Below are 12421 nucleotides of genomic sequence, written 5' to 3'. Positions count from 1 at the left end.
AGCCGAACATTGGTGGAATCAACAATGGAACCGATGAAGCGCTGCTTAGAGCAGGGAGCTCTCATTTCAGCGCAGAAATCGAAATATTAAATCAATCAAATCGTTCGCCATTGATCACGCCATCCAACCAGGCAATCCGGGCAGTCAAATAGTTCCGGATAAAGTTGACATAGTCTTGATGGGTCCCACCGGTAAACCAACTTTGATTGACGTTGACGCCAAGGACATTCCATCGTTGAAAATTGGGTAGCTGGCTATATTTGATTTGTTCGGCTTTCTCGTCTACATATGCTGGAATAGACTGTACCTGCTCCTTTACCGCATTCCACCGATTACGGGCCAGCTTCTTAAATTCCGGATCATCCATGAGCCGGTTCATCCAAACTCTTGGTTCATGGGCGTCGGTGAGCATCAATTTCGTCTGGGAATCCCCCAGGCGCTTGTCGTTGTTAAAGCCCAGATCGAAGTCCCAAACCGGCCCAACATATATCTTTGGATCCTGGCTGCTCTTTTTATACATCCGCATGCTCCACAGCATATCCGGGTTTCCACAAATTTCGTTGATCAAATAGTAATTAACGAAGCTCGCCAGATCGAAATATTGTTGATAATTCGCTTCGGCGCCATCGCCCGGGGAGAACAGGGCCTGTTCGAATGAGGAAACATAATCGCTGATGTATTGAAATTCACCCGGTGTGATGTCATCCTCATCAGGAAATTTTATCGTGACGGGCATACCTCGGGGCGTGTAAAAATGGGAAGGCTCCTGTGCTGCATACCCGTCTTCTTCGATGATAAATCCACCATTATCTTCATCGATAGCAACCCGGTCTTCGCCTTCTTTGATATGCTCAGTGAGGGTATAATTTCCCATATATTCACCATTGAGGAATAATTCGACAAATTGCTGGCGGGGCGTATATTCCAGTGCTAACCTCCGGCTTACTTCGAAAGCCACCTCGTTTCGGAGCAATGACTGGTCGCCATAATTGGCCATTAGTGCCCAACTCTTATCTGCCGGCATGCCCAACAACGGGGCTTTATCAGCTAGTTTGATCCGGTAGGGTTTTTTTGGCATTCCCCACGTGGAATTACCGCGCCCCCTAATCTCCGTGATTCCCTCGAATAGCACCTTGCCTTCGAGCCCCTTAGTGATCTTAATCGCTCCATCGACATATATTTCTTTACTCTCGATGGGTTGGCCATCGGTGAAAAGATAGATCGCTGGCAAACCGGTGTCAGCAAACTTGACAATGTAACGTCGCGTACTGCCGTCCGCTGCCGCCACGGTGTAGGCAACCAACTGCGAGAAATCCTGTGCTGAATTGCCGCTCTGCTGTTTAACATCGTCCACAACCACCGCAACGCCGTTGTGTTCAAATTCGGGAACCAGCGCGGTAAGGTCTGTCCCTACCAAGGTGTGGGCATAAATGGTGTCGCCATTTATTTCTGCCTCGATATTATTCCATAAATCAGGATTTTTTTCTTTTTTGAAGACGAAGCTGGTTAGATCATTGCTTGTTGACTGGTCACCAGGGGCCTGATCTTTTGTACAGGCTAAGGTAGCGACAAAAAATATAATCAGATATCCATAATGCCACCCGTAAATTTCTTTTTTCATGAATTGTTCAATTTCATTGTCTGCGGGTAAGCTACAAAATAATTCCTTAATTTTGCTTTAACATCCATGCGATCGGTGATTTTGACAACCGGAATTCTAGTAAAAAGGGTAAACAGCCAATAAAATAAAAATGGGGTTCTTTCGAACCCCAAATATCTCCTACTTAGCTACGTTCCTACAAGAGAAAGAGGCTTTACTAAGTCTGTATGGTACAAAGATAGCAATACTTTTCGATCTTCCGTAGGGCCATAAAGCTGATAATACTTAGTTATTGGTAAAAATATGGGCCTTCAGTTTTTTCTTTGCGTCACCAGTTTCCTCCAATCCGGCTACCCAAATGGTATATATCTTGCCTTTAACTAATTCAAGATCTTTTACGGTAAGTAAGGTCTTTTTTGCCTCCGGATCTACAATATTGAACGAGGTCTTCTTCGCATCGACCTCCTTATAGGCACTGGCACTTTTGTAGGTGACATTCTCGGCCAGTTTGGTATTGCCATTTGCTAAATTCAGTTTGCCGGCATCCGGTGAAAGGTGAATGAACCTGATTTTTGCCTTGTCGGTCTTGGGTGCCGTCAGATCGTCGGTTACTTGGATAAGCTCAAACGTTTTGCCGTCTTTCGAATTGCTGGCAAGTATAGAGTAGCTTTTATCTTTCTCCGTCTTGAATGATTTTTTGACAATGGATTTGTCGTCCTTCCCTTTAAGCTCGAATGTGGGTTCACCGGCTGCGACATCGAGATACTTTAAACTATCTCCATAGCCGAGCAGCTTGCTGGTGGCCTTCTTGGTACCAACAAAAAAGTTTACTGAATCGCTTCCGAAGGCTGCATTTAGCAGGGCAACCTTTCCGGACCCGGTGGGAGGGTTGGGCGTGTCGTTGTCATCCTTTTCGCAACTAACTGTCAACGCCAATAACGCCGCTGAGGCAAAAAGCAATAGTTTTGGGGTTTTCCGTAATTTGATGTTCATCGTCATTTGATTTTTGTGAATAAAATTTCAATTTCCAAACCCAAACACAGAACCGATTGATAACGCTACACGATCAAATCAATTAAAAAATAATGCTGCCTTATCAGCCGTGAACTGTAGCGTTTATGCAAAAACCTGTGTTTCTGCCGATAAAACAAATTTGTATAGCCTGCAAGATTGAAAGCTAATCGTCGGAAAATATTGGGCACTGATAATGACTTGGTCGAAGTTCTGTCGAAGGATTGGCAAAACATCGGAGACAAACTGAAAGAACGTATATATAAACATTATTGGGGATACCTGATGGGAGTTGCGTTGAGGTACGTTTCCGACCGGGATACGGCAGGCATGGTCGTAAACGACAGTTTTATGAAGATTTTTTCAAACCTTGCTGCGTTTGAGTGCGCCGATATGGAGAATTTCAATAAACTGCTGAAGGGATGGATGGCAAAAATTACAGCGCGGACCGCGCTTAATGAACTACGTAAGCATAAAAACGGCGCGTTGCGCGAGTCGCTAACCGACGAACACGACTGGCGCTTCCCTGTCGTACTGCAAGACAACCTGCACATCGAAAACGTATGGGACCTCATTAACAATCTGAGCCCGAATTACAGGAAGGTATTCACATTGTATGAAATTGAAGGCTTCAATCACGACGAAATTGCCGAGTTGATGGGGATATCAGCAAGCTCAAGCCGAGTATATCTGGCCAGGGCTAAGGAGAAACTGAAGATGTTGTACCGGACTTTAATGGTATAGTTATGGATAGCGAAGAAAGAAAGCTGATAAACGAAATCAGAGATGGACTTTATGATTTTGAAATACCGTATGAAGACGGAAACTGGGAGAAGTTCAAGAAATTATATGAGGAAAGAACTCCCGAAGGCCATCGTACGCGGCGGAAAACATTGATAATCCGTTTGAAATATATTTCGGCCGCAGCGTTAATTGGCGCCCTCGTAAACATGCCATGGAACGATACCGAAAAAGTTGGGATGAAGCAGGACCGGATATTCGAACAGGCAGGAGCCGATACAAAGGAGAAGGAAATCACCCTGCAACTATTGAACAATCGTGATACCTTAGTCGCCCCTCCTTCTGCGGGCCATCCAATCGGGCTAACTCCGAAGATCGCTTCTTTGACAGAACCTCGATTACGTGATCACGTTGTTATTGAACCAAACGCCAGCGAAACGGTGCCCCCTCCTATTTCGTCGACAATAATGGAAGACAAAGCGACCTATCCCAGCTGGCAAAAGGAGCCAATTGCAACCCTAGAGTCGCAAGGCGGATATACACCTGCATCCGGCAGATGGAAATTCGGCCTTGAGGTCAACTCGTCGCTCACCACTAATAGACCTAATGTTGCTGCTGGGATATTAGCACAGTTTGAGGTTGCGCAGAAAATCAAACTTTCTACGGGATTGACTTACTCGCGCATATCAGCGATTCACGATACTGATCCGGTACAGCTATCGTACGACACAAAGATGGTGGGCACGAAATCACTGATCAAGGCGATCGACATACCACTCAGCATCGTTTATGAACCAACCGATGGCTGGTATGCCTCGGTAGGGGTCTCAGCCCTTGCGGTATTGGATGAAGACAAATTTTACCGCATGGAGTCGGAAGTATTGCAGGAGAACGTGATGATGGACCCGGAAAGCGGTGCTTCGATATCTGTTTTTGAAGTGGTTAAAAATGAATACAGCGAGAGAAGCACAGATACTGATTTTGAGGGCCGGAGCAATTTGAGATACCTGAACCTTTCTATCGGCAGAAAGCAACGCTTCAATAAAAACACAGACCTGCTTTTTGAACCGTTCATTAAAATACCGATGGGAGGACTGCAGCGCGGCGACGTAAACCTCCTGAATTCGGGCATCAAGGTAAAAGTATTGTTTTAGGCATTCTTTTTCACTTTTGATGTAGCGAATACAGATTATGAAGTGTTTTATGCATTGAAGAACCGATACTAAGAAAACAAAAATTTTTAAAACATGAAAAATCAACTTCTATTGACATTGCCTGGGTTAATGATCGCGCTGTCTACTCTTTTTTTAGCTTGTACCAAAGAGGATAACGGGCCAAAAAGCGATAATCCCTACCGCTTGGAGGCGAATCTATTGATGGACAACACACTTTTCCGCAATACCCTCTCCGACCGGAACTCGAAAAACACCTTTGAGATTCTGGAAGTGACCCGGAAAAATGATGTATTGGAAGTGATGGTGAAAGGTGGCGGTGATGGGGAGTCATTTCAGTTCATTTGGGATGGCCGCGTGCAGGAATCATTTCCGATGGGAATCCGACTGATTATGCTTTACAACGGTGAAGATGAAAGCTTTGACCGCGAGAAGGAAATAACAGCAGTCGTGAATCTTCAAAAAATAATAGGCGAGCGGAACAATGTAAACGACTATCATTTTAATGTGGTAAACGGGTCAAAGATACAAACCGTTACGTTGAACCCTGATGGGACGACTGCAACCGAAAGCAAATAGCATAAAGACGCTGCCGGACATTTGCTGGATACTTTGTGGCATAACGAAAATTTGACTCGCTGCCTTTGCACCCGATATTTAATTCAGGAACTCGTGAAGATCGACCGAGTTCCTGTTATTAAATTGAGCAGACAAGATTTGATCTTCAACGTTGACTTATACCTTAACCGTGTTGGGGCAAAGCACTTTAAAAAATATAATTGTTATCAGCAGTTTGGCTTTCTTTATCATTTTTCGCTCGATTTTTCTTTACTTCCCGTACTAAAAACCAGTTTCTTGCTCCAAAAAGTTCATCAGTCGCTATAACTTTAAAGCCAAAATACTCATAAAGAGACACATTTGCTTTCTTGTCTGTTTCTAAATATCCTACTTGAATTGTTTCGTCTAAATACTGGCAAAATTCCGATAAGAGAAGTTTACCAACGCCTTTACCTTGATACGATTTCTGAACGGCCAGTGGTCCAAAATGAACATGGGGACTGGCTAAATCGTGATTGGCCCATTTCTTCCGCCACTTCAAAACCGGCGCTAAACTACGACCAAACATTTTTATATACTTCGGCAATGATTTGAAGATTTCATATTTCGAAAGCTGGCAATAATCAGAAGTCGTGTAGGTCATACTCCCTAAGACTTCGTCATTAACTTTGGCTACAAAACTTATGTTTTTTGGATCACTAAGCACCATTTCAAACATTTTTCTTTGTTTTTCCACACGTGCTGAGCTGGGATCGCCGAAAATCGATATGTGATTGGGATTGGTACACATGCTCTCAGCAAGCAGAACAGAAACTCGATAGATATCTGATGTTGCCAGTCGTTCTATAGTTATATCAGTTAGTACCATGTTTATTTTCCTTCATTAAGGTCTCAATATCTTTTAATAATTGTAAGACTTGCTCATCGTTGGTGCCATCATAAAATCCACGGATATATTTATTCTGATCAACTAAAACCAGATAGCTTTGATGGTCATATCCCCCTGGAGCCGATGCGTCTTCGCTGGCATATACCAGGTATTTCTCGGCTATACCATAGATGTCTTTTTTGCTCCCCGTGACAAATTGCCAGCGATTATCTTTAACGCCTAATTTCTGAGCGTAGGACTTTAATACGCTCGGTGAATCGTGTTTGAAGTCTATACTATGTGATAGCAATGCGACCCTTTTATTTTCGCTGTATTTTTCGTAAATTCTTAAAAGACTTCGCTGCATTGTTGGACAGATACTCGGACAGTTCGTGAAGAAAAAGTTGGCGATGTAAACCTTGTCATCGAACGTTTCGTTAGTTACAATACTGCTGTCTTGGTTTATGAAAGAAAAGTCGGGAATCTTGTGGTAACTAGTATCCACAATTTTTTTTCCGTGTACTTCATGCTGCTCAATGTCATGCAAGCCAATTATTGGAAGCTTCTTATCTGTTTCTGTTGAACAGCTTGCGAAAGCTAGTACCAGGATTAGCAAAACACGTTGTCTATTGAAAAATAAATTCATCATATGAAAAAAATAAAATTTGATACGGAAACCGATCTTAGCCGGTATAAATATGGCATCAAATATCAGCAGAAATGATACTTCTGAATTTGACATTTGGCAAAAAACATTCTTAAACCTTTTGAAATTTCGGATTGATTTATTGTCTCATTTTAACCGTCTTATTCGGCTTAGTGACGATTGGGTTATGCCTAAAATATTGGCAAGTTGATATAAAGTAAGCTTTTCCATATTCGGAAAATTTTTTAACAAATAACCGTATCTTTCCTTGGCGCCCATGGTTTGAAATGCCCGCAGACCATCCATGGCAATGATAAATCTGGTTTCCCAAAGACGTACCATGAATGCCTGTAATTCAGCGCTCTCAGACACTAACTGTTCTAATACTTCTGATTTTATGGTATAATAGGTAATGGGTTCCATTGCTTGAATGGAGTACTCCGTTGGGATTTGCAGACGTAAGCTCTTTATCTCACAGACCAATTCGCCGGGAGCCTCTATCCAAACCGTATGCTCTACATCATTTTTCACATAATAACTGCGGCAAAATCCATCTTCTAGAAACCAATAGCTATCCGCAATTTGTCCCTTACGCAATAAGAACCTTCCGGTTTTAAGATGCTTCTTTTTAAATTTGGAAACTAAATCACTCAATAAATCGTCATTCAAGGCTGTTTTTACCTTTAGAAATTCATGGAGCTTCATGTTATTTTTGTATTAATAGTACAAAGAAAACCCAGCATGTTATATTTAACGAAATTAAGGCACAATTTGAGACAGCTGTCATTCCCGCAGGGCTCATATAAAACGGGGCTGGTGAATAGCTAAATTTCAGGATCGCGTACGGCTTGATTATTTCTTAACAGTCGCAACAATAAAAGTACGTTTATGAGCATTAATGCTATGGTTGCCGGCAACCGTATAAGGTTGTGGTTGCGAATAAGCTGGTTTAAATCCCTTTCATTAAAGTTTGCTGCTAGTTCTTGATGTAGCGGAACTTGTATCGCCAACGAAAAAGCCACTATGAACGAAAATAGCACAGCAGAGCATATGACTACCCACCTATTCGGACGCAGTGATTTTACAAAAATTAAAACCACATTTAATATCAGTGCAGTCCCCATGGGGATAAACATATGCCACCCTAGTAAAACTTCCAAACGTTGGTGATAGTCTTTGAAATCCGCAGGGCTGATATAACGCCATGTATCGTAATTCACATTATTCTCTATCGTCAACGCACCGATCGTATAAAACAAAAGAAAAACGTACGCTACAACCAAATACCTCATTTTCATCAATTTTACCAAATAATTTTTAAAGCCCTGTTTTCTTGTATTTCAGTTGAAAAGATATGTTAAAATTAACTGCGGGATAAACTGGACAAGAACGGTGCGGATACGACAGCGTAGTTTATGAATCGTTTCCCCACTGTTCCGATAAGTCTGCCCGCGTTACAAAGTGTTTGTCATCGAGCGTTTTTAAAAACGCTTTGAGTTGTTGCTTTTCGTCATCTGTTAACGGTATTCCTGGCTTTGATTCCCGGGATAATAATGGATCTACCGTGTTACTGTAATTGACGCCGCTTGCATAATGGTTGAGCACTTGGTCAATACTTATAAAACGGCCATCATGCATATATGGAACGGTGTAACTCAAATTTCTCAGGGATGGTACCTTAAACTTGAACCGATCCATGCTGTGAAGGGTTGCCGCTTGTCTTCCGTTATCTAAATTGAAGGTCGTATCAAGCCCATTGTTTCTAAAGGAACCGTCTGTAAATAGTGGCTCGGTGTGGCAGCTGTTACACTTTGCTTTGAAAATCTCATATCCTTGCTCTTCTGCAGGTGAAAACCTAGTGCCGGTGTTTCGCATAATACTATCATATTTTGAATCGCTGCTGACGCACATCACCATAAAGTGTGAAAGCGCTTTGAATACTTTTGTACTCGTTATTTCATCAGAACCGTACGCCGATTTAAACTGATCTCGGTATTCTTGTTTATCTCGCAATTTTATCAATACATTTTCGATCTTTTCATCCATTTCCACCGGGTTTGTAATCGGTGATACCGGAAATAAGTCGAGATGGAAAATACCTCCGTCCCACATGAAAAAATTATTCCAGGCTAGATTCATTATTGGTGGGGAATTGCGATTGCCTAAACGGTCGTCCACACCATGGCTTAAATCATGACCATGCTGCGTAAAACCCGAAGACTGGATATGGCAACTGCCACAGGAAATCGAATGATCTCTCGAGAGTAAAGGATCGTAGAATAGTTTTCGTCCCAACTCAAAGCTTTGCTTTGTCACTGGTGATTTAGCCATATCATAGACCGGCGGTGGAAAATTCTGTGGCACCACAAATCCGCTGAATTCCAGCGCGGTAAAAGACATTACAAACAGTAAGAGTAACGATATAGCGCCTATATGTTTTATTTTCATCGCCGTCTATTTTCTGTTGAAAGATGGTCGAACATTTTGGAATAGTTTTCGGCTACTGCCTTACTCGTATTGCCGAACATGATGGCGGGGTTCTCTTTTAGGCTAATCAATGTATTTCCATCAAATATTTTCAGCAGATCAACCTGCAAAGCGACGGTTGTTTTCTTGCCATTTTTTGCTTTAATCCTGCCTCTACGTGGAAGGTCGATGGCAACTGTTTTAATATTATTCAATGAAGGCGTTTTGTAACCACCAAAACCTCCAATGTGGTATCTGAATTTTTTTTGCCCTGTTCTATCAACGGCAACCTGATCACAGTTGCCTTCAAGCTTAACAAAGATATACCCGCTATTCCATGTCCAATACATCCCTTCAAGCATGCCACCAGCAATGTCGAGCGCCCCTGTGCGGCGGCTTAAATCAGCTATACTTCGTAAGCTATCAACGCCAACCATAAATTTGACGGTTTTGTATCTTCCTTCGGGAATCAAAAGTTCGATCTCCTTGCTTAACGGGTTATCTTCCTTTATTAGGAAATAGCTATCGTCTTGGGGAACAATATACTCCTCGTCATTATCTCTGACTAATATGATATTGCTAATGAAGTAATTGAACGTTGATACACTAAATTTTTCGCCAGAAAAATTAACATAGGTTTCATTTTCTAGTATTAAAGGACGCTCTCCTACTATATGGTTTAGGCTTAATGTAAAGTGGGCAAACTGAGCTTCTATTTCTTGTGCGATTGACGATAAAGCAATACTGATTGACACAAGAACAATAAAAGCATTTCTTAAAATATAAATTTTCATTGCTTTGTTTTAAGGAATATTAAATGCTGTTCACTAAATAAAATACAGCTAGGACACCTGCTCATCCCGGTTTACGGAAGTGCTGATGCTGTGCAACTTTTAAACCTTGCTCATTAAGTCTATGATCCGAGGAGGTCTAAAAATACTTTCGGGGATATTGCTGACAAACTCCACCGTATTTCCGTGACCTAGCTTAGATGGACGAGGAAAAAGGCTAAGCGCAGGGTTTGCAATAGCATGTTGATTGTGGGACAGATAGGTTTCAGCATTGTTATGCTCCGAATTTTTTGAATGTTCTTTTTCGTTATCTGCCGCTTGATTTAGTTTTTTTGTTAAATAACATTTACCGACGCAAGAAGAAGCCTGATCATCTCTGTTCTCACAAAGATTGCCGAGAATATAATTTTTGTTTAATTCAAACCCAACCAGTACAAATACCCTTGAAAACATCGAACCGATGAGTGTTAAAAGTAAAAATATGGAAACGATTCTTTTCAACTGCCGTTTTAACGTTGCTTAATATTGTTCGTGATAAATCTCAGCCTCATTTCCGCCCATGGTACGAAGACATTTGTAATCAAAATTAGCTAATATGAAGTGTGTAAAATTTGTCATTTGGCAAATTCGGTAGTAGGTCATCCCTTATATTTCATTTTCCCTTTAAATAGGTCGACAAACCCGTGTAAAACGAGCACAAACGGATTGTGGCTTACGAAACCGCTGGTAATACCGTAGCGCACCTTCTCGGTTTCCGGCTGGTACGTGCCGAAGATTCGATCCCACACCATCAGCACGCCGCCGAAGTTCCGGTCGATGTAGATGGGATTGCATCCGTGGTGCACCCGGTGCGCTGACGGCGTATCGATGACCCCTTCCAGCACACCGAGCTTGCCTACGGCGTCCGTGTGCATGAAAAACTGGTAGAGGAGGTTGAGCCCGACAGCCAGCGCGATCATCAGCGGCGGGAAACCCAACAGGGCCATCGGCAGGTAAAAGACCGGGGTAACGATGGCCGAAAACCAGTTGAGCCGGTACGATGTGGTGAGGTTCATCCACATGCTTGAATGGTGGATGAGGTGGAATGCCCATAGCGGCTTCCAGGCATGCGATGCCCGGTGGAACCAGTAGTAGGTGAAGTCCGCCACGATAAACCCGATCGCAAATAATCCGGCCGATGATTCGAAATCGAACAGCCGGTAGCGGTACGCCCAGCCCAAAATGGCCAGTTGGTAGCCGGTAAAGAGCACCTTGGTGAACTGAAACCCGGCCATGATGCCGAGGTTGGTCAGTGTCTCTTTTACCTGGTATACCTTTTTGTCGTTCCGCCAGCTCCACACCATTTCCGCAACGATAAGAATGAGCAGCACTCCTGCTGCCCATATTCTATACGGCGATCCTTCCACGTGCATTACAGCTTATGGATGACCGTCCTTTTCCGTACCACCGTAGTGGATGGCGGTGGGGAAACGGGGGTGGGGATAACCCTGATAGGACGCGGGGTGATTACAACAGGCCTTGGTGCAATTACTACCGGCGGCACCACAACCACGCGGCGTACCGGACGGCGGAAAACGACCGTCTGTGCATTCACTTCGGAGGCGATGGTACCCAGTACCAGCGCCAGAGGGATGATAATTTTCTTCATGTTCTTCTTTGTTTTTGCATTTAGTGTTTTGACGGGATGTACCACCGATAATCAGCCGTTAGCCGATGAAACGGACAAATTCCTGAACCAGCTTTCCATCACCACACATGGACCGACAGGGTATCGGCGGCATGTACGCCGGTGAAGATGCCCAGCCCACCATTGATGTTGGTGGGCGGCGCTACCAGATCGTTCGAATTGTTTCCGCTGCTTTCATACAGCGCAACGTATTCCGGCTGGATACGATAAAGGATCACTTCATGCTCTCCGTAATAGGAAAAACGTCCAATCGTCACTTGCTGGCTATCACCGCTATGCGGCGGCAACCGGAAGGCGGGCGCCGGTTTCTCCACCGGGCTGCCGCCAATGTTGAACGTGATCGGGGTTGGGTTGCTTTCTATGTTGCGCACCACGAGTACATGGAACGCCCCATCCGGATTATCCCAGGTGTAGCGTATCGGGTCGGGCAGTTCCGTCCCGATGCCCGATCCGAAGTCGGGCACGGCGATATCCGTGGCCGAGGCGCTGACCCTACCGGGCGGCATCGGGATTTCCGTTTCGGCCGTGACTTCCCGGCCATTAAAGGAGAAAGATAACCCGTAAATGCCCCCGGCGGTGAGAGGTACTTCGGTGGATCCGTACCTGCCGGGAGCGGTTTCGACCAATGGATAAGATTGGCCGTTGTGCGTGATCCTTGGCGAAAGTCCGGTCAGTGCCATCAGTGTATCCGCGCTGCCATAACTGATTTCGCGCGTAATCTGCACAATCGCTGGCTGGTTGGGTGCGAGATAAGCCTCCACCACGGGTAGGGGTTCGGGATAAGGGGCGTCTCCCTCCGTGCAGCCATGGGAAACCGGCCAGCCGAAACACAGTGCGATAAACAGGCGGGGTAAGTTTGATGCGTTCAATCCATTATTCAT

The 12421-nt window shown here is 44.0% G+C and carries 15 protein-coding genes; 3 read left to right on the top strand and 12 right to left on the bottom strand.

Going from position 1 to position 12421, the window contains the following annotated elements:
* Positions 1-91: 91 nt before the first annotated feature.
* Positions 92-1621 (bottom strand): CotH kinase family protein, encoded by a 1530-nt coding sequence (locus tag IEV98_RS17380; protein WP_188507304.1) that lies wholly within the window; start codon positions 1619-1621, stop codon positions 92-94.
* A gap of 264 nt (positions 1622-1885) precedes the next feature.
* Positions 1886-2593 carry a DUF4397 domain-containing protein gene (locus IEV98_RS17375; protein WP_188507303.1) on the bottom strand — a complete coding sequence of 236 codons (708 nt, stop codon included), beginning with the start codon at positions 2591-2593 and terminating at the stop codon, positions 1886-1888.
* A 177-nt stretch (positions 2594-2770) separates the two neighbouring features.
* On the opposite strand from IEV98_RS17375, the gene IEV98_RS17370 reads away from it, so the two are divergent.
* From IEV98_RS17370 to IEV98_RS17360, 3 genes are all read left to right on the top strand, one after another.
* Positions 2771-3355 (top strand): RNA polymerase sigma factor, encoded by a 585-nt coding sequence (locus IEV98_RS17370; protein ID WP_188507302.1) that lies wholly within the window; start codon positions 2771-2773, stop codon positions 3353-3355.
* A 2-nt stretch (positions 3356-3357) separates the two neighbouring features.
* The gene (locus tag IEV98_RS17365) at positions 3358-4506 is read left to right on the top strand and encodes a hypothetical protein (RefSeq protein ID WP_188507301.1); all 1149 of its coding nucleotides are present in this window, start codon (positions 3358-3360) and stop codon (positions 4504-4506) included.
* Positions 4507-4599: 93 nt separating this feature from the next.
* Positions 4600-5103 carry a hypothetical protein gene (locus IEV98_RS17360; RefSeq protein ID WP_188507300.1) on the top strand — a complete coding sequence of 168 codons (504 nt, stop codon included), beginning with the start codon at positions 4600-4602 and terminating at the stop codon, positions 5101-5103.
* Between the two features lie 187 nt (positions 5104-5290).
* On the opposite strand, the gene IEV98_RS17355 is transcribed toward IEV98_RS17360, so the two are convergent.
* The 10 genes from IEV98_RS17355 to IEV98_RS17310 form a co-directional block, all read right to left on the bottom strand.
* Complete coding sequence (locus IEV98_RS17355; RefSeq protein WP_188507299.1) at positions 5291-5950, bottom strand: GNAT family N-acetyltransferase; 660 nt, start codon at positions 5948-5950, stop codon at positions 5291-5293.
* Positions 5937-6692: an SCO family protein gene (locus IEV98_RS17350; protein ID WP_229738815.1), complete on the bottom strand. Its 756-nt coding sequence runs from the start codon at positions 6690-6692 to the stop codon at positions 5937-5939. Before IEV98_RS17350 ends, IEV98_RS17355 begins: the two co-directional genes overlap by 14 nt.
* Positions 6693-6743: 51 nt before the next feature.
* Positions 6744-7301 carry a Crp/Fnr family transcriptional regulator gene (locus IEV98_RS17345; RefSeq protein ID WP_188507298.1) on the bottom strand — a complete coding sequence of 186 codons (558 nt, stop codon included), beginning with the start codon at positions 7299-7301 and terminating at the stop codon, positions 6744-6746.
* 119 nt (positions 7302-7420) lie between these two features.
* Positions 7421-7888 (bottom strand): hypothetical protein, encoded by a 468-nt coding sequence (locus IEV98_RS17340; RefSeq protein WP_188507297.1) that lies wholly within the window; start codon positions 7886-7888, stop codon positions 7421-7423.
* A 121-nt stretch (positions 7889-8009) separates the two neighbouring features.
* Positions 8010-9044, bottom strand: coding sequence for a cytochrome-c peroxidase (locus IEV98_RS17335; RefSeq protein ID WP_188507296.1), 1035 nt, complete (start codon positions 9042-9044; stop codon positions 8010-8012).
* Entirely contained in the window at positions 9041-9856 is an 816-nt protein-coding gene (locus tag IEV98_RS17330) for an MbnP family protein (protein WP_188507295.1), read from the bottom strand. The genes IEV98_RS17335 and IEV98_RS17330 overlap by 4 nt, the downstream gene beginning before the upstream one ends.
* A gap of 99 nt (positions 9857-9955) precedes the next feature.
* The gene (locus IEV98_RS17325) at positions 9956-10354 is read right to left on the bottom strand and encodes a hypothetical protein (protein WP_188507294.1); all 399 of its coding nucleotides are present in this window, start codon (positions 10352-10354) and stop codon (positions 9956-9958) included.
* A 137-nt stretch (positions 10355-10491) separates the two neighbouring features.
* Complete coding sequence (locus tag IEV98_RS17320; RefSeq protein ID WP_188507293.1) at positions 10492-11265, bottom strand: sterol desaturase family protein; 774 nt, start codon at positions 11263-11265, stop codon at positions 10492-10494.
* Entirely contained in the window at positions 11265-11501 is a 237-nt protein-coding gene (locus tag IEV98_RS17315; protein WP_188507292.1) for a hypothetical protein, read from the bottom strand. The genes IEV98_RS17320 and IEV98_RS17315 overlap by 1 nt, the downstream gene beginning before the upstream one ends.
* 98 nt (positions 11502-11599) lie before the next feature.
* On the bottom strand, positions 11600-12421 hold the full coding sequence (locus IEV98_RS17310; protein ID WP_188507291.1) for a DUF4249 domain-containing protein: 822 nt from the start codon (positions 12419-12421) through the stop codon (positions 11600-11602).

Origin of the sequence: Parapedobacter pyrenivorans, assembly GCF_014636865.1 — a bacterium.
GTDB classification, from domain to species: domain Bacteria; phylum Bacteroidota; class Bacteroidia; order Sphingobacteriales; family Sphingobacteriaceae; genus Parapedobacter; species Parapedobacter pyrenivorans.
This window is presented reverse-complemented; position numbering and strand designations above follow the sequence as displayed.